Origin of the sequence: Pedobacter sp. ISL-64, assembly GCF_018613605.1 — a bacterium.
In the GTDB taxonomy this organism is placed as follows: Bacteria; Bacteroidota; Bacteroidia; order Sphingobacteriales; family Sphingobacteriaceae; genus Pedobacter.
Genome location: NZ_JAGGPU010000020.1, coordinates 108,716 through 131,330, shown reverse-complemented (window position 1 = coordinate 131,330; position 22,615 = coordinate 108,716). Strand labels below are relative to the sequence as shown.

Here is a 22,615-nt window from a genome sequence, read left to right as displayed (position 1 = left end):
ATGCTTTCCTGCCAATATTGTGTTATTTTAACCGCCTAACCAAATACCAGCGGTGATACACCGTTCAATTTTATGCAGATACAGGTTAACCGAGTTTTCAAAGTGCTGATAGGCATTGCTTTTATATTCTTAAGCATCACGCAGATGCATGCCCAAAGCATTTCGCTTGCTGGCAAATGGCGTTTCAAAATTGATGCTAAGGATGAAGGTGTAAAAGGAAAATGGTACTCAACCGTTCTCCCGGAATCCGTTAATCTGCCAGGCTCAATGGCCGAAAACTTAAAGGGCGATGACATTACCCTCAAAACAAAATGGACAGGAAGTATTTATGATAGTTCGTACTTTTTTCATCCCCGTTTAGAAAAATACCGTAAACCAGGTAATATAAAAATACCTTTCTGGTTAACGCCCGCCAAACATTATACAGGCGCAGCGTGGTATCAAAAAGATATCGAAATTCCTGCCAATTGGAAGGGTAAAAGACTGGTGTTATCCTTAGAATATCCCCATTCAGAAACAAAGGTTTGGATAGATGATATCGAAATCGGAACGCAGTATACCTTTGTGGTTGCGCAAAATTTCGAACTCCCTGCAAATTTAAAAGCAGGAAAACATACCATCACCTTATTGATCGATAACCGTATCAAAGCGATAAATGTGGGGCAGGATTCACATAGTTTAACCGATCACACTCAAGGAAACTGGAATGGTGTAGTTGGAAAAATGGAGGTAATTGCCGGTTCGCCTGTTTATTTTGAAGATATTCAGGTTTATCCCGATTTAAAGAACAAATCTGCCAAGGTCAAAATTCAGCTTAAAGCCAATGCTAAACAATCCTCTACCGGGAAAATTACGCTTGCCGCTACAACTTTCAATACCAAAAATTCACTTCAGGTTAAGCCTTTAACAGCAGCTTACCAAATTACAAATGGCAACGGTATTTTGGAAATCAATTTGCCAATGGGCGATAAAATAGCCACCTGGGATGAGTTCGATCCTGCTTTATACCGTTTAACAGCCACGCTAATTTCGAAAGATGGCAAAAAGGACGAGAAAAAGGTACAATTCGGTATGCGTGAGTTTAAAGCCGTAGGCAGAACTTTTGAAATTAACGGTCGTCCGGTTTTTTTGCGTGGAACCGTTAACAATTGCGAATTTCCGTTAACAGGTTATCCATCAATGGATGTTGCTGCATGGGTACGCATTTTTAAAATTTCAAAGGCACATGGGTTAAATCACATGCGTTTCCATTCGTTTTGCCCGCCAGAAGCTGCCTTTATCGCTGCAGATCAAATCGGCTTTTATCTTCAGCCAGAAGGACCAAGCTGGGCCAATCATGGTTCATCTATCGGAGATGGAAAACCGATTGATCAGTTTATTTACGACGAAACCAACCGCATGACCAAAAACTATGGAAATTATGCCTCTTTCTGTATGATGGCCTATGGAAATGAACCACGTGGCAAACAAGTGGAGTACCTTACCAAATTCAATAATTATTGGAAAGCTAAAGATTCGAGAAGATTATATACCGGAGCATCAGTTGGTGGTAGCTGGCCAGTTATTCCGAACAACGAGTTTATGGTGCGTGCTGGTGCCAGGGGTTTAGATTGGGGCAGAAAACCAGAAAGTATTTCAACCTATGCCAAACAGATCGAACAGTTTACGGTACCTTTTGTAGCGCATGAGATGGGACAGTATTGCGCATTCCCGAATTTTGATGAAATAAAAAAATATACTGGTGTTTATCGTGCGAAAAATTTTGAGATGTTTCAGGAAGATCTTAAAGACCACGACATGGCCGATCAGGGACATGACTTTTTAATGGCTTCGGGTAAATTACAAGCCCTTTGTTATAAAAATGAAATCGAAAAAGCATTGCGTACGCCGAATTACAATGGTTACCAGTTATTGTCGCTAAATGATTATCCAGGACAGGGAACAGCACTTGTAGGCGTATTGGATGCCTTTTGGGATGAAAAAGGTTATATCAGCGCTAAAGAATTCAAACGTTTTTCTAATAGTACAGTGCCTTTGCTAAAAGTTTCAAAGTTTGTTTTTACCAATAATGAAACCTTAGCAGCTGCGGTAGAAGTGGCACATTTCGGAAAGGCGCCTATTGAAAATGCAAAACTGTCCTGGACACTCAAAGACGAAAACGGCACAAATGTGGCAAAAGGCAGTTTCAATCTTAAAACCTTAGCTGTTACCAATTGTATTGCCATCGGAGAAATTAAATTTCCGTTAAATGGTATTACAAAAGCAACAAAACTGAAACTGGAGGTTATCGTTGATGGAACTGAATTTGCCAACGATTGGAGTTTCTGGGTTTACCCTGCGCAATTGCCACAGGTTAAAAGCAATGTATATTACTGTACCAGTTTAGATGACAAAGCACAGGCCGTTTTGGCCGAGGGCGGCAATGTTTTTCTCAATGCAGCAGGCAAAGTGGTGAAAGGGAAAGAAGTGGTGCAAACTTTTCTGCCTGTTTTTTGGAATACATCGTGGTTTAAAATGCGCCCGCCACATACTTTGGGTATTTTGTGTGATCCAAAACACGCCGCTTTTAACAATTTTCCGACCGATTTCCACAGCGATATGCAGTGGTGGGAAATCGTAAACAAATCGCAGGTAATGAATCTCGAAGATTTTCCTTCAGGATTTAAGCCAATTATTCAACCAATTGATACCTGGTTTTTGAACCGCCGTTTGGCACTTGTTTTCGAAGCAAAAATAGGCAAGGGTAAATTAGTGGTTTCGAGTGCCAACCTCTCACCTGATTTAAAAGACGCTCCTGCTGCACAACAACTTTATTTCAGTTTACAGCAGTATATGATGTCTGCCCAGTTTAATCCAAAATATGAAGTGGCTTTTAACACCGTAAAAGATATCTTCGAAAGTCCATCGAAAATTCAGTTCGATACCTTTACAAAAGATAGTCCGGATGAGTTAAAAGTAAAACCAAAAACCAATTAAGATAAGTGAAATACCACCATGAAGAAATTTATATTCAGCACTGCAATAATATTCAGTATATCTGTCCAACTGCTTTTGGCACAGAAAATCCCTAATAAAAAAGAGGTTTTAAAAGTATTAAAATCAACTAATGCTTATTTTATGAATAAATGGCCTGATGCCGGGAAATCAATCATAACGAACAGAGAGCGCCCAAGCAATATCTGGACAAGGGCAGTGTATTACGAAGGATTGATGAATCTTTATAAAATCCATCCGGAAAAAGAATATTACGATTATGCCGTTCAGTGGGGCCAAAAACACAACTGGGGTTTAAGAAATGGTATTACTACAAAAAATGCTGATGACCAAGCCTGTGGGCAGACCTATATCGATCTTTACCTGATTGATAAACAACCCGAACGCATTAAAGACATTAAAGCTTCTATTGATCTGGTAATCAAATCGGGCAAGGTAAACGATTGGACATGGATTGATGCGATCCAAATGGGAATGCCTGTTTTTGCCAGACTGGGTAAATTATACAACGATACCACCTACTACAATTACATGTACAAAATGTATATGCATTCCAAAAATACTGAGGGAGGTGGTTTGTACAATGCCAAAGATGGCCTTTGGTGGCGCGATAAAGATTTTGTGCCCCCTTATAAAGAACCAAATGGCGAAGATTGTTATTGGGCCAGAGGAAACGGATGGGTGGTTGCCGCATTGGTGCGTGTGTTAGAAATTATCCCTGAAAACGAAGCTCACCGCAGTGAATATTTAAAAACCTACCACGAAATGATCAAAGCTTTGGTGCCAATCCAACGTGCTGATGGTTTCTGGAATGTAAGCTTACATGATGCGACCCATTTTGGTGGTAAAGAAACTTCTGGCACTGCTTTGTTTGTATACGGCATGGCCTGGGGTGTAAATCAAGGCATTTTAGATAAGGCCACTTACCTGCCCATCATCACCAAAGCCTGGAATGCCATGACGAAAGATGCGGTTCAAAAAAATGGTTTTATTGGTTATATGCAAGGAACCGGGAAAGAGCCAAAAGACGGACAGCCGGTAAGTTATACCAGCGTTCCCGATTTTGAAGATTATGGTTTGGGTTGTTTCTTATTGGCCGGAACAGAGGTATACAAGCTTAAAAAGTAATTAAAATGAATTTCAGAAATCTAGTTGGCTTATCGGTATTGACGTTGTTGTTCTTGCTGCCCAAACAAAGTATGGCACAAAGGATAGGTATTGCCGTTTCTGAAATTAACAGTGTTTCATCCTTCCCGATTGTGGATGGAGGAAAAGCAGCCTCAATTTACATCGATGAAAAAGATGCCGAAGTTGTTGGGATCGCTGCTGAGGCTTTTAAGGGTGATATTCACTTGTTAACGGGAACAACAAGTCAGGTTTTGAAAAATAATCATGCTTTAAGTGCTTATCCCATTATTATTGGTACTATAGGGCAATCGTTTTACATAGATCAATTAGTTAAAAGTGGGAAAATAAACAGGATTGCTTTATCCGGTAAATGGGAAACTTTTTCTATTTCAGTGATTGAAAATCCATTAAAAGGAGTAAAAAGAGCCTTGGTGATTGCTGGTAGCGATAGGCGTGGGACTGCTTATGGCGTTTTTCAACTTTCGCGGATGCTTGGTGTATCGCCGCTTTGTTGGTGGGCTGATGTGAAACCGGCAACAAAAAAATCGTTATACGTAAAAGCTGGTCAGCCTTTGGTAGAATCGCCATCGGTTAAATACCGCGGTATTTTTATCAATGATGAAGATTGGGGCATCCAACCCTGGGCTGCTAAAATGATGGATACCGATGTGAAAGATATCGGCCCAAAAACTTATACTAAAATATTCGAAGTGCTACTCAGGTTAAAAGCTAACTACATCTGGCCGGGTATGCATCCTTCAACCAAAGCATTTTATCATTATGCCAATAATCCCATAATGGCAGATAAATATGCCATTGTTTTAGGTTCGAGTCATTGTGAGCCGATGCTGCGGAATAATGTTTTCGAATGGGCTGAGAATTTCGAGCACGAATATGGTAAAAAACCGGGCGAATGGCGCTACGATCTGAATAAGAATGAAATTGCAAACTATTGGACCGACCGTGTAAAACAAGCAGAAAACTACGAATCGGTTTATACTGTGGGGATGCGTGGTATTCATGATGGCAGCATGCCCGGACCGAAAGATAAAAATGAAAAAGTGAAATTGTTGGGTGAGGTAATTGCTGATCAGCGGACCATTCTCAGCAAGAATATTACTAAACCCATAAGTTCTATCCCACAGATTTTTTGCCCTTACAAAGAGGTGCTTTCTTTATATCAGGCCGGATTAAAACTGCCTGATGATGTGACCATTGTTTGGGCCGACGATAATCACGGTTATATCCGTCAGCTTTCGAACCCTGAAGAGCAAAAGCGCCCGGGTGGAAGCGGGGTGTACTACCATATTTCTTATTGGGGTGCCCCACAAGATTATTTGTGGCTTTCTTCAATTTCTCCATCTTTAATTTCTTACGAGTTAACTAAGGCTTACCAGTATAAAGCCAACCGCCTTTGGGTCATAAATGTGGGTGATATTAAGCCTGCAGAAATGGAAACGCAGTTTGCAATGGATTTGGCCTGGAATGTAAACCAGTGGAAACCTGAAAATGCGGATAATTATGCCGAAAGCTGGGCTGCTGAGACTTTCGGTACTGAATTTGCAAAACCCATTGCCGAAATAAAAGCAATTTATTATCGCTTGGCACAAGCCGCTAAACCTGAGCATATGGCCAGTGTTAGTTTTACCGATGCCCAGGCCGAAGAACGTTTAGCCGCTTATGAAAAGATTTATAATCAGGCTAAAAGTTTAAATGACCAGATGCCAGCACGTTTGAAAGATGCTTATTTTGAATTGATTTTATACCCTGTTGAAGGTGCCATGCTGATGAACCAGAAGATTTTATATGCAAAGAAAAGTCTGGTTTTAGCCGCGAACGGCGATCAATCGGCTTTTAGTTATTCAAAAAAATCAAAAACTGCTTTTGAGCAGATTCAGTTGATTACCAAAAAATACAATGAAGAAATTGCAGGCGGCAAATGGAACGAAATGATGAGCTGGAAACCACGCGATTTAGCTGTTTTTAAAATGCCAAAAGTGGCCGATTCTATAACGGCAAAATCATCAGACATTGCCGAGAAATCTGAAAATAAAATTATTGTAGGTGCGGCTAAATATGCTGAAAAATCAGTGCCAAAGGGGCTATCTTTACAAACCCTAAAAGGACTTGGTTTAGGTGGTGATGGCATTTCTCTTTATCCTTTTACTTTTAAGCCATTCGGGGAAACAGCGCTTCAAAACGCCGCCTTCACTATTTACGAAGTTGATTTTAAAACACAAGGCGAACACCAGATCGAAGTGAAATGTTTGCCTACCCAAGGCGTTAATAACGGCATTAAAGTGCGTTATGCCATTTCGGTAAACAACGACAAGCCGCAGGTAATTAATATTTCTCCGGCTTCAGAAAATAATATCTGGAAACAGAATGTATTACAGGGTTACGCTTCGGGCATAACCAAACACGAGATTAATAAAACAGGTAAATCGACTGTGAAAATTTATATGCTCGATCCGGGCTTAGTAGTTAACCAGTTGGAAATACAATAAATATGATGAAGAAACTTTTAGCTTTTGTCCTATCCTTAGTTTTTATACTTGCCATCGCCAGGGCACAAAACATTGGCGATTATAAATCTGGTTTTAAGAAAACGGGCAATACCATTTCATTTTTAACCATAGGGGGAGAAGTGAAATTGGAGTTCTGTACGCCAGAAATCTTCAGGATCAGAACCAGTTGGAACGGAAAATTCGAAGTCAACGAAAACCTGATGGTGATTAATTACAACTGGGCTAATGTAGCGGTTAAAGTTTCGGATAAAAAAGATCATTTCTTGCTTGCCACCTCAAAATTGGTGATTAAATTATACAAAACCCCAATCAGGATTGATGTTTTTGATGTCAAGGGTAAATTGCTGAGCAGCGAAGTCAATGGATCAGTAAATAAAGAAAATACGCAGGTTGGGGTAACTAAAAAACTGCAGGCCGATGAACATTTCTTTGGTTTTGGCGAGCGCATGGATTTTATGGACCGCCGCTTTAAAAAAGTAACTTTAAATGTTGGACGTGGTAAAGGTTTGCCGCACGCCATCGGTGCTTACAATATATTGGAAGCGAATTATTGTCCGGTTCCGTTTTTTATGAGTACAAAAGGTTATGGTATTTTCCTGCATAATTCTTTTGCTACCGAATGGGATATGGGCGCTTCTAAAAAAGATCAGTATAGTTTTAAAGCCGCTGATGGAGAATTGGATTACTATTTCATATATGGGCCAACTTTTCCGGCTATTTTAGATCATTATACCAGTATTACAGGCAAATCGCCGATGTTGCCGCAGTTTGCTTTAGGCTTACATGCCGGTACATATAGCGGAGGTACATGGGGTCATGAGGCACAAACTTCCGATCATTATGTGGTTGAGCTGGCCAAAAAATACCGGTCGTTAGGTATTCCGGTTGATCTACTTTGGTTAGATTCTACCTGGCGTTTATTCGGCGAAAATGGAGGTAAAGGTGCAACTTCTTTCGAATGGAGAGAAACCTTTAAAGATCCAAAGTCGATGTTCGATAGCCTTTACGCCATGAATTATAAAATGGTTGGGCTTCACCTTCGTCCACGGTTTGATAATGCCAAAAAGTTAAACTTATTGGATCAGGCCAGAGCACAGGGTTATACTTATCCCGAAAATGGTAAACCCGGCGAATTTGTTAACTTTTTCGATGAAAAAGCTACACAGTGGTGGTGGGATAACGGCGTAATGCGCGTAGCAAAATTAGGCGCAAAATTTCTGAAAACGGATGAAGGCAGTGCGTTTGGATCTTTAGCCAACGAAAGTGAGAAGGTTGGTCCAACAGGAAAAGATGCAGAACGCTTGCACAATCTTTTTCCAATAGCCTATGCCAAAGCACCGTTTTTGGAGTTCGAAAAGTTTAATGGTTTTAGGGGATTAAATCAAACCCGAGAAGGTTATTCGGGCATTCAACGTTATCCGTATATTTTTGCAGGCGATTGGCCTAGTGAATGGCAATATTTTGCTCCGGTAATTAAGGCTGGCCTAAATGTGGGCTTATCAGGTGTAGGTTCCTGGGCGCATTGTATGGGCGGTTTCGAACATCAGGCCGATCCGGAGCTGTATATCCGTTGGGTGCAGTTTGGGATGTTCAGCCCGATTGCACTTGTTTTTGGGGTGGATCACCCCGGTTATAAAGAACCCTGGAAATATGGTGAAGATGCTTTGCGTAATTTCAAAAAATACGATCTGTTGCGTTACCGTTTATTCCCTTATATGTATACTAGTATGCGTCAGCAATACGAAACAGGTTTGCCAATGATGAGGGCTTTGGTACTCAACCATCAGGATGATGAAAATGTGTACGAAATTGGTGATCAGTATATGTTTGGCGACAATTTAATGGTTGCCCCGGTAACCACCAAAGGCGCCATTACCCGTTCGGTTTATTTACCAGAAGGTACCTGGTTTAACTATTGGACAAACGAAAAATACGAAGGCAAAAGTTATCATCATATAGTAGCGCCTTTAGATACCATTCCTTTGTTTGTTAAGGCGGGAAGCATTATTCCGATGCAGCCAGAAATGGCCTACAGTGGTGAAAAACCAGTTGATGTGATTACCCTGGATGTTTTTCCTTATGGAGCATCTGAATATGATATGTACGAAGACGACAATTTAAGCGCTGCATACAAAACAGGGAACTTTGCTTTAACCAAGATTACTTCCTCATTAACAGCATCGGATTTAACACTGAAAGTGGTTAAACCAACAGGTAGTTTTAAGCCAATTCAGCATAAATACCTGGCTAAAATACATTGGATGGGAAAAGCAGATCCTGGTGTTGTTTCAGAAAATGGTATTAAATTAAAAGTTTTAAAAACACCTGATCAATTGGATAAAACTGAAGGCTGGTTTTATGATATAAAAAATAAAATACTTTGGATCAAATCAACCGGAGATAACAGTGCTGATTTAAGTTTTGTGGTGAATTAATGGTGGTTAGTGAGGACATGGGTCACGGCGGATGCATCAGGCGCTTTCGTCATTCCCAACTTGATTGGGAATCGTAATGCCTTGATAGGCTTGGAGGTCGCATTAAGATTCCCGCCTGCGCGGGAATGACGACCTTTTAAACTGAATGATTTAATTAATAAATGGTCCGTGGGGGCGGACCATGGAAGAAATAAAATGGTTTTAACTTGATAAAATCCTTAAAATAAATTGAAAACATGAAAATTGCATTCAAAATGAAACTTAAACCAGGTTTTGAAACAGAATATAAAAAACGCCATGATGAGATCTGGCCAGCGTTATCTACTTTGTTAAAAGAAAATGGGATCAGCGATTATTCTATCTTTTTAGATGAAGAAACCAATACACTTTTTGCCGTGCAGCAACAAAATGGAAATTCCTCGCAAGATTTAGGCAGTACCCAGATTGTGCAAAAATGGTGGGCATACATGGCCGATATTATGGAAACCAATGCCGATAATTCACCAAAAACATTTCCTTTAGAAATGGTATTCCATTTAGATTAAAAATATGCAATTACATAGATTCTTTTCTGTTCTGCTACTTAGTGCATTAATTTTTAGTTTGGCTAAAGCACAAAAGCCTGTAAAAAACACCAACAGTTGGCCTGTTATCGAAAAGCAAATGAAACCCTGGACACGTTGGTGGTGGATGGGAAATGCTGTAGACGAACAGAACTTGAACCTGGTTTTAAAGAAATACGCAGATGCTGGTCTTGGCGGTGTAGAAATTACACCAATTTATGGTGCCAAGGGTTTTGAAAAGCAATATTTACAGTTTTTATCGCCAGAGTGGGTGAATATATTGCACCATACGGTTAATAAAGCCAATACTTTAGGCTTGGGTGTTGATATGAATACTGGTACGGGCTGGCCATTTGGCGGTCCGCAGATTAAGCTCGAAAACGCTGCTACCAAACTGATTACCCAACAATATAAACTCAAGGCGGGGGAGAAGTTAACCGAAACCATTAAAGTTAAAGAAGCGAAACAGGATTTCGCGCAGTTACAGGCTTTAACCGCATATGGTAATAATGGTGAGGTGCTCAATCTGCTTTCTAAAGTTGAGGCTGATGGAACTTTAAATTGGTCGCCTGGTGGTGGGAGTTGGGATATTTATGCTGCTTTTGCAGGTAAAACCAGACAAATGGTTAAACGTGCAGCACCTGGCGGCGAAGGTTTTACTTTAGATCACCTCGATAAAAATGCTGTTGATGTTTACCTGAAAAGATTTTCGGATGCTTTTGGAGGTAAACCCCAAGGTGTTCGGTCGTTTTTTAACGATAGTTATGAAGTTTATGGTGCAACATGGACGCCAACTTTCTTTCAGGAATTTAAGAAAAACAGGGGCTACGATCTGTCCACTCATATTAAAGAATTAACCGGTAAGGATTCCACAAATGCAGATATTGCCCGTTTAAAATCTGATTACCGCGAAACCATGGATGAACTTTTGCTCCATAATTTTACGCAAAACTGGACCAATTGGGCGCATCAGCTTAAATCGGTGACCAAAAACCAGTCGCATGGTTCTCCAGGAAATCTGCTCGATCTTTATGGAGCAGTTGATATTCCTGAAACGGAAACCTTTGGTTCAAGTTACTTCCCAATTCCAGGTCTTAGGCGTGATGCTGGAGATATCCGCAACGTAGATCCCGATCCGATAATGAGCAAATTTGCATCATCTGCAGCACACACAGGAGGCAAAAAACTGGCGTCTTCCGAAACGTTTACCTGGCTAACCGAGCATTTTAAAACATCATTTTCGCAGTGTAAACCAGAAGCAGAACAATTGTTTCTGGCAGGAATAAACCATATTTTTTATCATGGAACCACCAATTCACCTGCAAATGCCCCTTGGCCGGGATGGTTGTTTTATGCTTCGGTAGAAATGAATCCGAACAACAGTTTATGGCCACAAGCGCAGGGTTTGAACAATTATATAGCCCGTTGTCAGTCCATTCTTCAATCAGGAAAACCCGACAACGAACTTTTGATCTATTGGCCAATATATGATGTATGGAACAAGGCTAAAGGTTTAGATATGGCCTTAAAAGTACATGATGTTGATGAATGGTTACACCCAACAGCCTTTTATAAACTATCAAAAGAACTTTCTAAATCAGGTTATTCTTTTGATTTTGCATCTGATCGATTGTTAAAGCAATCAACGGTTAACAAAACATTGATTAGTACTAACGCGGCCGCTGCGCCATATCAGGTGTTAATTGTTCCGCAATGTGAAATGATGAGCCCGGAAACGTTAGATCAAATGATAAAACTGGCCAGCAGCGGAGCAAAAGTCATTTTTCAGGCACTACCTAAAGATGTTCCAGGTTTAAACGATCTGGAAGCCCGCAGAGCACAGCTAAAAGCTAGCTTGACTAAATTGATTTTTACGGATGGCGCAGGTGGTATTAAACAGTTTAAAGTTGGCGCAGGGCTAATCTTGCTTGCTGATGATGTGCAAAAAGCATTAAGTTCGGTAGCCATTAATAGAGAAACTTTGACCGATTCGGGCCTTCAATTTATCAGGAGGAAAACAACAACCGGCAAATACTATTATTTGGTTAACCATACTGCTAAAGATATCGACACCGAACTTTCTTTAAATGAAACCGGCCAGGTTTTAATCATGGATCCACAAAGTTCAAACGAGGGGTTAGCTACGTTACGCGATAAAAAGGTTCGCGTACAGCTTAAATCGGGAGAAAGTTTGTTTTTAAAAGTTGAGCATAATGGAACAATCAATACGCCCTGGGTTTATTTAAATAAAGCTGCCAGTACGATTAACCTTAACCAACCATGGAAATTACATTTTACCGAAGGTGGACCGGAGCTTCCTGCAGATCAGCAGTTAGCTAAACCGGTAAGCTGGACTACTTTAAACGATCCTAAATTACAGGCCTTTTCTGGCACTGGTGTTTACACCTCGAGTTTTAATCTGAGTTCGAAAACAGCCAAAGAATATGTTTTAAACTTGAACCAGGTAGATGAAAGTGCCAGGGTGTGGATCAATGGTCAGGAAGTGGGCATTTTATGGAGTATCCCTTTTCAGGCCCGTGTTGGCAAATATTTAAAAGCAGGGTCTAATACCATTAAAATTGAAGTGGTTAACCTGATGGCGAACCGAATCCGTGATATGGATATCAAAAAAATCCAGTGGCGGAACTACCACGAGATCAATTTCGTAAATATTAATTATAAGGATTTTGATGCATCAAACTGGAACGTAATGCCATCGGGATTGATTGGACCGGTAAGCATCACAGCTTTTAACTAATCATATACTGTTATTCCCGCAGGCGCAAATCTTGCTTTGTACAAATCAATATGCATTTTATCATGAAAAAACTCATTATACTCGCTTTGTTTACCGCCATTGGTATAAATGCCATGGCTCAAGATTATGTCATCACAAAATTTGGGGTCAGTGCCGATAGCACCAAACTGAATACCAAAGCCATTCAAAGTGTAATAGATAAAGCCTATCAAAAAGGAGGAGGAACGATTGTAATCCCTAAAGGTGTTTATCTTAGCGGAGCACTCTTTTTTAAGCCTAAAACGAAGCTGTTGTTACAAGAAGGTGCTGTGCTTAAAGGATCTGATAACATAAAAGATTACCCTTTTATTCCGTCGCGTATGGAAGGGAGGAGCCTTAAATACTTTGCGGCATTAATTAATGCGACAAAAGTAGATGGTTTTAGTATTTCAGGTCCGGGAACTATTGATGGAAATGGCCTTAAATTCTGGAAAACATTTTGGGCACATCGCGATTCGCTTAAGAAATTAGGAAGAGAATCTACAAACCTGGAAGTAAGCCGTCCGCGGTTACTTTTTATCTGGGGATGCAATAATGTGAATATTAAGGGAGTAAAATTGCGTAATTCTGGATTCTGGACCACCCATTTGTACCAATCTAATGATGTATTAATTGAGAATTGTGATATCCGTTCGCCGTTTCGGCCAGTAAAAGCGCCAAGCACTGATGGCATTGACATTGATTTTTGTAAAAAAGTAACGATCAGAAATTGTTATATCTCTGTAAATGACGATGCTATTTGCATTAAAGGTGGTAAAGGACCCGATGCACAAAAACTGCCAGAAAATGGTATTGTTGAAGATATTTTAATTGAAAACTGTACCATTGGCGAAGCACATGCTACTTTAACCATGGGAAGCGAGTGTATTCATGCACGTAATATTACCATGCGAAACTGTAAGGTAGAGAATAACTGCCCGATTTTAAAAATGAAAATGCGTGGAGATACTTTTCAGCTTTACGAAAATATTACGGTAGAAAACATTACAGGAAAATGCGGCGCAATTATCGACTTAAACCCCTGGAAACAGTTTTTCGATTTGGCTGGCAGTACCGCAAAACCATTTGGTACGATTAGAAACATCAAGATCTCAAACATTAAAGTAGAAGCAACAAAATTTGGTGAAATGGATGGGAATCCTGAAGATAAGGTATCTGGTTTTCTTTTTAAAGATTTGGAAGTAACTACAAAAACACCTTTTCTGAAAAACAGGTATCAGGATGTTAAAATTGAGAACGTAATGGTAAACGGAGCGCCTTTGGTAGTTAAACCTTAACGGCAAACTTCCGAAGTTTACCAGACCATTGAATGGGAGAACTTCGCAAGTTTTTAATCGATATCCGCTTCGCTACAGGTCAGTATCCATCATGCTATTAAGGCCCTGAAATGAATTCAGGGTGACGACCGGAGTAGTAAAAATCCTAATTCTCGGTCTGTGTCCTCACAAAACGAAAAAATTATATTTAGGTGGTCTGTAAACACACCACAGGGACTTTTTTATCGATTGGTGCCGCACCAACCCATATGAAATCCTGATTGTTTCAGTGCATATCATGCAACTAAGACAATGAAATAAATTTATTACGTAGCTTTCCGCTTTGCTACAGGTCAGTATCTTTCATGTTATTAAGATCCTGAACTAAATTCAGGGTGACGCTTTGAATTGTGGTTAACCCTACCAATCCAATTTCAATAAAGCCACCCCTTGTCTGGCTAATTCCATTTCAAAAGCACCACCTGTGGTGTCAAATTTTCTGGGTTTACCAATCATTTTAAGCTGGCCGGATTTTTTTAATGCTGCAATCTGTTTTGCATCCGGGTTTTGTGGGGAGCCCATTTTTTTCCATTCTGAATAAGAATTGCTGTTATCAGCATCAATACGATATTCGGTTATGGTTATTGTTTTTGCAGGCAATTTATTCAACAAGATGGAAACAACGTCTTTCGAATCCGTTTTATCCTCATCGTGGTAATTCCACAACATAACAGCGGCCGTTTTCTCGGCTTTAGTGGCTAAAACACCTATATCTGTTTGCGGTTTTCTGATGCTCGAATCCAAAATAGAATTTAAATTGTACATGCGATTGCTTGTGGCTTCAACACGGTTCCCTTTCATCTGGCCAAACATTCTGAATACATTTAACACAGGTTTATCAACACCATTGGTAGCTAAATCGCGAAAACCTGCAAACCAAGGCTGGTTTTCGAATTCGAACGACCAGGTAACAGCACCCAAGAGGTTGATTTTATATTTATCTGTAAGTTCGTAAAGCCGGGCAAAAGAGGCTGCGGTATAACTCGAATACATGGTGCCGTTTCGGTAGGCATTTTCAGGATTGGTACTCATGCCACAGGCTGCACAGCCTTCAGGATCGGATTCGCCGATAATTACAGGGATATTTTTAAGTTGAGGGTATTTACTGATGATCTTATAATTTCCATCAATATTGCGGAGCTGAGCCCTTACATTCATCACCACGGTTCCGTTAACCACCCTTGGTGAGCCTTTCGCATGAAAAAGAACAGCATCTAAAGGAGAACCAATTTTACCTGTTACATAATTGGTGTCGTTTAAACAATGTTTGATAAAGGCATCCAGGTACTTCGTTCCGCCACCTGTTACGTTGGCACCACCAATTTTCGCAGTAGGTAAGGCGCGTTTTAGTCCATCGGCAGCGTAATCGTAAAGTTTAAAGAATTCGGCCTGTGTACCTTTCCAATAAGCGCCATCCGGCTCGTTCCACACTTCCCAGTACCAGCTTTCTACCTCAGCCTTGCCATATCGTGCTACACAATGTTTTACCCATTCGTAAACCAAATTGCCCCACTTTTTGTAATCTTTTGGCGGATAGGCCCAGCCGGTTAAAATTTCATCATATCGGGCGCCAGGTTTCCATTTGTGTTGATAGGGTTGAGGTTTGGTTGAAAGTGCCTCAGGCATAAAGCCTATTTGAGCCAAAGGTTTCATGCCTCTTTTTATGTAAGTATCGAAAATCTGATCAACAATTTTCCAGTTGTAAACCGGATTACCTTTGGCATCTTCAGTATAGGCATTCGTCGATCCCCATTTTAAAGCAGGAGTACCATCGCCAGAGGTTAGCAGGTTATGCGCACGTACATATACCGGAACCGGACTTAATTTAGAAATTTCGGTCAATAACTTCTGGCCATCTTTCATATAGGTGTAATTCGGCTCATCGTAGCCAAACCAGGCCCAAATGGGTTTCATGGGTGCTATATTCTTGTCGAAATTAACCTCGATGTTGGCTTTAGACTGCGCATTAACCGTATGGATGAAAGCGGTTAAGCTAAAGAGTAGGAGGTAAGCTTTTTTAAATGTTTTCATATCTTGTTAGTTTAGAGATTGCGTCATGCTGAACTTGTTTTACTGGGTAGCTTTCCGCTTTGCTACAGGTCAGTATCCTTCATGCCTTTTTAAGACCCTGAACTAAATTCAGGGTGACGACTGTTTAAGCGTTAGTAATGGACTTCCGAAGTTTACCTGGCATATGGCCTGGCAAAACTTCGGAAGTCTACTTATGGCTGCTCGTAAATTTCTGCTTCAATAATACTTAAACCACCTTTTAGTTTGGTTTCTGCATGGTCAATACCATCATCAAGTTTTTTACCATTTACCTCTACGCCAATATATGAGTTTTCTTTGTCTTTTCCGGAGCCCACTAATTGTATGGTCACTGTTTTTCCTTTTGTTGGCTTGCAGTTTGCAGTAAAATAACCTAGGCTAGGTTTGCTATTGCCTTCGAAAACCACTTTTCCATCAACCAAGACCCTTAACGGATAAATTTTGGTTCTAAAACCATTCAATTTTAGCGAAACTGCTGATACCGTACTTTCTTTTGCTAAAGTATATTTGATCCATGCGGTAGCGATCTTTCCATCGTTTACCCAATCGCTCAATTCATTATCATCGAAACTTAAATTGGCTTTTTCGCTGTTTGCACCTGCTTCAGCAGCAATAATTTTAATCGATTTACGGGAAATTGTGTATGATGGATCAAGCGGTGTTGCGCCTTTGCTTAAATTCGGTTTCAAGCCATCGCTTGGTAATTGGTTAGATAATCCCTGAGCAGTATTAACCGGTAAAGTTTCGAATGAAAGGCGTGCTGATTGTAGGTCTTCTGCTTTTGCGGTTAAATTAATTTTCCCAGCAGTAGTTGTCGATCTGATGAGCACTCTGTTTACCCCATTTTCTACTGGCAGATCTTTGGCCAAAATATAATTATCTGGCCCTTGGGCTAAACCTCCACGCCATTCGGCTGGGCCATCTAAACTAAATTTGATCATATTTGAAGCCGTAGGGCAACGGTTTCCATCCTGATCTGTTACTTCAACCTGCACCAATACCACATCGGCACCATCAGCCTTAAAACCGCTTGGGTTTTTCATTACAGTAAGTTTTAACCCTACTGGTTTGCCTGCTGTTTTTAATTGTGTTTCTGTCAGTTTTTTTCCTGCTGAAGAATAAGAAATGGCCTTTATTGTGCCCGCCTGGAAAGTTATGTTTCTAAAAGTGAACAGAAAACCATTACTTTTTTCGCCAAAACCAAGCGATTTATTGTTCAAAATCAGCTCAACCTTGTCGCCACTGGCCACCACGTATACATTCTTCTTAACTCCAGCTTTGTAGTTCCAGTGCCCGATTAAGTGGATCCCGGTTTTTTTAGCATCAACCCAACCATCCCACATTACTTTGTGTGCAAAAAAGGCATCTTTAGGAATGCGCATCGCATCCACTTCGCCACTTCTGCGGTAGTTTTCTTCGCCGCGGTGGTGGGTATTCGAATCAGAAAATATAATGTTTACCCCACCCGAACTTATCCTGGTTCCTGTTCCGGGGCGTTCTTCGTAATATTCGTTCCAACGGATTACATCTTCAATGGCAAAAGAATCCTGGTTGCGGTTATAATCGCTGGCATCGGCATCTTTGTATTTCGGACCTGCACCATTTACATGGAAGGGAGGGGAGAACTCATCCCAATATTTCCTTAGGGCCTCATCTCTTGAATACTCCATAGACCATACTGGTTTGGTTGCGCTTTTATTGATGTATAACATTTCGCCACCATATTCGGCTTCAGGGATATCAAGCATTTCTCTCGATCCGATTGCTCTGCCTCCATTTGGGTCGTAAAGATTTCTAATCTCTTTCATTTCCTGCATGTGCGCTGTACTGATCGATTCGTTTCCACATTCGTAAAAAACGATACTCGGGTTGTTGCGGTTGTAAATAATCGCATCTGTCATTACCGCTTTTCGCTGATCCCAACGGGTTCCGGTAACATCTTTTTCCGAATCTCCGGCAGGCATGGCTTGGATCAAACCTACGCGGTCGCAAGATTCTATATCCTGTTTCCATGGCGTAATGTGCATCCAGCGTACCAAATTGGCGTTGCTTTCTACCATGAGTTGATTGCTGTAATCGCTTAGCCAAGGTGGTACTGATAAGCCGATTGCCGGCCATTCGTTACTGCTGCGCTGGGCATAACCTTTCATCATCAATACCCGATCGTTCAAATAAACCATCCCGTTTTTAAATGCTGTTTTTCTAAATCCGGTTTTGGTGCTCAGCTCATCGATAGTCTTGCCTTCAGATTTTAATCTTGAAGTAACCGTGTATAAGTAGCCGTAGCCCCAGCTCCAAAAATTTAAGCCGGTTACCAATGCTTCGGCTTTTAAGGTTAAAGTATCGCCAGCTTTGATATTGGTTTCTGCGGATTTAAAGGTTTTAACTATTTTTCCATCAAGGTCTTTAAGTTCCACCTCATAAATCAGTTTTTTATCCGTTTCACTTTCATTTTTAACCTGCGATTCAGAAACCACTAAAGCTGATTTACCTTTAATATTGAAATCTTTAGCGTAACAGTAGTTACCCGTAGTTTTTAAAGTAGAATAAAGTGGAAGTGTTTGATATACATTACCAGTAACATGCAGGCGTACGTTTTTAGATATTCCCCCGTAATTGGCATTAAAATTTTTATCGTTCCATTGGTAGCCAGAGTTGGTCGCCTTTTCTTTGTAGTTCCAGGCATTATCGATCTTAACCGCAATCACATTTTCTTTGTTCTGATTAATTAAACTGCTAATGTCAAATCCAAAAGCCATCACGCCATTTTCATGCCGGCCAATAAACTTTCCGTTCAGGTAAAATTCACCCGCCTGCCTAATACCCTCAAATTCAAGGAATATTTTACTGCTTTTGTTGGTTTCTGAAATGGTAAAATGTTTACGGTACCAAGCAATACCGGTTGATAAATCTTCTATAGATTTTTTGAAGGCTTCATCTTCGTTCCATGCATAGGGTAGGGTAATCGGTTTCCATGCCTTATCATCAAAATCGGTGCTTTCTGCGCCAGGTAAATCACCTACAAAGAGTTTCCAGCCGGGATTAAAGTTGTAGGTTTTTCTTGGGGTAACCGGTTGTTGGGCAAAAGTGATAAAGGGCAGTAGCGCAACCATTAAGAAAAGGTAAATATGCTTCATTATTTTTGGTTAGGACTTAATTTAATAGCTAAGGATTTATCACGGTTGCAGCTGATTTCGCCATTGGCGTATTCTAATTCTGCCAGTTGAATCACACTTCTTCTAGTCGTGTAGTTATCGATTCCTTTATTTTCGGGTGTTCGGCCAGGGTGGGTAAAGTAATAGATATAGGCTTTATCTCCATTCACTACCACATCGGCATGACCGCCCATTACACCATCATCGGTTCCTTTTCCGGGTGCCTGTAAAATGTTTTTGGGCTGGCGTTTCCAGGTGAGGAGATCGGTAGATGAATATATGCCGAGACCGTTCCAGTTGTCGACCACCATCCAATAGGTGTTTTTCCAATAGAAAACTTTTGGACCTTCGCAGCCTTTATCGCCAATTAATTTTTTGCCGCTATCTTCCCAGTTGTACAGATTTTTACTGTCGGCATAATAGATGGATTTGCCAGCCATTTCATTGTTGTAATACATGCGCCATCCTTTGTTATTAGGCAATTTAAATACACAGGCATCAATGCAATGATCGGAGGCCAGGTTCAGTTTGGATTCGAATTTCCAGTTGATGAGGTTTTTACTCGTAAGGTGAACAATATACCTTGGGTGGCGCCAATCTTTAAAAACGCCAGGCACATAGGTTAAATACATGTGGTAAATTCCCTTATTTTCGATTACCTCTGGTGCCCAATGGGTATAATCGGTTAAGCGGTATTGAATATCGCAGGTATCACGATATTTCCATTTTACGCCATCTTCAGATTCAGCAATGCCGATACGGGTGCCATGTACCCAACTTACGCCATCGAGGTTTTTAACATTTGCCCTGCGGTTGGTATAAAACATAAACCACTTCTTTTCTCCTTCATTCCAGATCACCACCGGATCGGCAGCGCCATCGTAAACAGGATCGCTGTACAATGGCTTGGGAACTAGCGTTGTTTTGTTGCTTTTTTGAGCAAAAGCACATATAGAAAACAGTATCAAAAATGCAAGGAGGAGTTTTTTCATCTCAAATTGATCATTATTGGACCGTTTCTATACCATTGGGATAAAAACGCCATTAATAAAAAGGAAATATTTGGTTAAATAGTTTAAACGAGTTTAGCGTTTAAAATTGAGAGGGCCGTCCTGCTCTATCCTGTAGAAAATGGGCAGCGTACAGATAAACAGCTTTAAACGCTTTTCAAACGTTTGAAATAATGCTGCAGTGGTTGTAGTGAGGAAGTAACAAATACAATACGAAATACAGAGAGGGATAATAATAAGGTTTTTTTTAAAAAAGGTTGCATCATAAAGTTAATTGCTCATCAGATTCTGTCATGTTGTCCAAAGGACTCCTACGGAGAGCCTCCCGATGAAAATCGGGACAAGTCGTCGAAACACTTCAAAAGTATTTAAAACAAGTCCTTCGATTCTACTACCACTTACAGATTCCTATAGAAATTTCGTCATTGTGAGGAACAAAGCAATCTTAATGCGCACGCTGGTAGCGATCGTTGTAAGATTGCTTCGTCGGCTGAAAAAGCCTTCTCGCAATGACGATTTTTCGCGGCCTATCACCGCAAAGATTTTGATTTTGTACAATAAGTTATCCCTCAGGATGACAAAGCTATATTTATAATACAACCTTTTTTTAGCCCAAGCTATTTACCAACCCGGGTTTTGCATGGCTTGTTTTTGCTCAGCAGTTAAAGGCTCTCCACCAATTTTAAGTACATCTAAGAAACTTTGAGGAATTGGGCGCAGGTAATGTTTACTTGCAATCGGTTTAGCTTCCAGATTAAATGCAGCGGTACGGGTCACCAATGTTTTGGTGCGGGCCAAGTCTTCCCATCTCATTAACTCGCCCATCAATTCTCTCGAACGTTCATCCAAAATAAAGGCTTTGAACTTGTCTGCATCCGAACTTGCGCCAACTTTATCGTAAAAATCTTTGCCGGAGTTAAAAATATCGGCCTCACTATTTAAATGCATTGACGATAATGTATTGGTTGTCGTTACAGGGATATTATTCGATTCGAAATAGGTATTTTTGTCTGAATAGGAAACAATTGCAGAGGTTACTGCTGGATTCGTTTTATAAGAAATTCCACCATCAACGTAAGAAGAACGGTCTTCTCCATCTTTGTAGGCTGCACGATCGCGAACCGTATTTAGGTAAGGAATGGCCTGTGCATACTGACCCAATCGTCCGTAAGCTTCGGCTGCAATTAAATAGGTTTCGGCAAGACGGGCCAGAATTCCATCACGCTGACCGAACTGTGAAGCAACCAGGTTTCTGGAGCCATCCATAAATTTAGATAAAGCTACATATTGGCTCACACCGTAATTGCCATGGGCATTTAAGTAGCTTTGTGGTTGACCGGCAAAATACCTCACAAACATAGTTGGTTTGCGGCGCGCAAGATCTGTTGGTAAAGCAGGATCGGCCTTATCAACTATTGGCGTATATCGGGTATCGCCAGCATTGTTTACAATGTACAAAACAGCCTCTTCACCAACTACAAATTTTGGTTGTCCTTCTTGTGCCGGAGTAGGGGCGCTACCTTTAACCCATTTTGGAATACTGGCTGCATTATTGGCTACGTAACGTGTTTTGAAACTTTTCCAGAATCTTGAATCATTCACGCGGTCAAAAACGTCTAAGGCATAATCTGTTGATCTCATACGTTGAAATTCGCGTCCTCCAGCTATATCGCGTGTCATTCCGGGAAGGGTTTGGTAAACGGATGGATAATACAGGTGTATTTGGTTACCATATCTTCCTTGGGTTGCAGTATTGTTCGAAAACTGGGCAGCCAGGATAACTTCCCGGTTGGTTTCGTTTGCACCATCAACCGCGGTGAAGTTCCACAGATCGCTGTAGTTCGAAGCTAAACTATGCTGGCCGCTGCCAATTACTAAATCTGCATATTTAATTGCGTTTTGTAGATCGGCCGTTTTGGTATCGCCATTCCAGTCGTTGTTCATTTCACTCGCGCGGAACAGATAAGCCTTGGCCAGAAAGTGGGCCGCCGCCCATTTGGTAATTCTTCCTCTTTCTGCAGCCACTGTTGGCAGCAGATTATAAGCTTGTGTAAAATCCTGAATTACCTGCTCGTATACTTCTTTAGCCGAATTCCTTGTAAATTCATCTTTAATCGTTTCTACCGATTCGAGCTGTAAAGGCACCCCTCCATATTGCTTAACCAGTTTAAAATAATCGAAGGCACGCATAAAGTAGCCTTCTCCCAATCGGGTATTTTTGTTGGCACCAGTGTAATAGATGGGTACATTTTTAATCACGATATTGGCTGAGTTAATATTCGTATACATATTGTCGAAAACAGCCTGTACATCCACATTTAGCGAATTTAAGGTTCCGTCATACGAGTTCCACATCTGCTCGGTTCTATCACCACCAACAGTAAACTCATCTACCCCATAATTGGTGCTGGTGTAGGCCCAGGTATAATTAAAATGGAATTTTAAACTTTGGTACATACCAATAACCAATCCGTCTAATCCTTCTGTTTTTTGAAAATCGGATGTATTGCGTGAGTTGATCACTTCCTCATCCAGGAAACTTTTTTTACAGGAAGTGGGAAGAACCATTAAGCTTCCTAACAAAGCCACCCCTGATATAATATTTACAATCTTTTTCATAATCAATATTTTTTCACTCTG

Annotated in this window: 11 protein-coding genes; 7 read left to right on the top strand and 4 right to left on the bottom strand. The window is 40.7% G+C overall.

The genetic code is table 11. The features are described from left to right. Positions 1–72: 72 nt before the first annotated feature. From J7E57_RS21795 to J7E57_RS21765, 7 genes are all read left to right on the top strand, one after another. Positions 73–2,976, top strand: a complete 2,904-nt coding sequence (locus J7E57_RS21795) for a sugar-binding domain-containing protein (RefSeq protein ID WP_215130956.1) — start codon at positions 73–75, stop codon at positions 2,974–2,976. 18 nt (positions 2,977–2,994) lie between these two features. Then, positions 2,995–4,122 carry a glycoside hydrolase family 88 protein gene (locus J7E57_RS21790; protein ID WP_215130958.1) on the top strand — a complete coding sequence of 376 codons (1,128 nt, stop codon included), beginning with the start codon at positions 2,995–2,997 and terminating at the stop codon, positions 4,120–4,122. 5 nt (positions 4,123–4,127) lie between these two features. Then, a complete protein-coding gene (locus J7E57_RS21785; protein ID WP_215130960.1) occupies positions 4,128–6,629 on the top strand; it encodes a glycosyl hydrolase 115 family protein in 2,502 nt (833 codons plus the stop codon). A gap of 2 nt (positions 6,630–6,631) precedes the next feature. Next, positions 6,632–9,085, top strand: coding sequence for a glycoside hydrolase family 31 protein (locus J7E57_RS21780; protein ID WP_251030004.1), 2,454 nt, complete (start codon positions 6,632–6,634; stop codon positions 9,083–9,085). A gap of 236 nt (positions 9,086–9,321) precedes the next feature. After that, a complete protein-coding gene (gene rhaM, locus J7E57_RS21775; protein WP_215130962.1) occupies positions 9,322–9,630 on the top strand; it encodes an L-rhamnose mutarotase in 309 nt (102 codons plus the stop codon). Positions 9,631–9,634: 4 nt separating this feature from the next. Beyond that, on the top strand, positions 9,635–12,406 hold the full coding sequence (locus J7E57_RS21770) for a glycosyl hydrolase (protein WP_215130964.1): 2,772 nt from the start codon (positions 9,635–9,637) through the stop codon (positions 12,404–12,406). A gap of 62 nt (positions 12,407–12,468) precedes the next feature. Continuing rightward, positions 12,469–13,722, top strand: coding sequence for a glycoside hydrolase family 28 protein (locus J7E57_RS21765; protein WP_215130966.1), 1,254 nt, complete (start codon positions 12,469–12,471; stop codon positions 13,720–13,722). A 399-nt stretch (positions 13,723–14,121) separates the two neighbouring features. Here the strand turns inward: J7E57_RS21765 and J7E57_RS21760 are convergent, their stop codons facing one another. The 4 genes from J7E57_RS21760 to J7E57_RS21745 form a co-directional block, all read right to left on the bottom strand. Beyond that, positions 14,122–15,792, bottom strand: coding sequence for a GH39 family glycosyl hydrolase (locus tag J7E57_RS21760; RefSeq protein WP_215130968.1), 1,671 nt, complete (start codon positions 15,790–15,792; stop codon positions 14,122–14,124). 191 nt (positions 15,793–15,983) lie between these two features. Further along, positions 15,984–18,947: a glycoside hydrolase family 2 protein gene (locus J7E57_RS21755; RefSeq protein WP_251030003.1), complete on the bottom strand. Its 2,964-nt coding sequence runs from the start codon at positions 18,945–18,947 to the stop codon at positions 15,984–15,986. Then, a complete protein-coding gene (locus J7E57_RS21750; protein ID WP_215130970.1) occupies positions 18,947–19,957 on the bottom strand; it encodes a family 43 glycosylhydrolase in 1,011 nt (336 codons plus the stop codon). Before J7E57_RS21750 ends, J7E57_RS21755 begins: the two co-directional genes overlap by 1 nt. A 639-nt stretch (positions 19,958–20,596) precedes the next feature. Beyond that, positions 20,597–22,594, bottom strand: coding sequence for a RagB/SusD family nutrient uptake outer membrane protein (locus J7E57_RS21745; protein WP_215130972.1), 1,998 nt, complete (start codon positions 22,592–22,594; stop codon positions 20,597–20,599). Positions 22,595–22,615 lie beyond the last annotated feature (21 nt).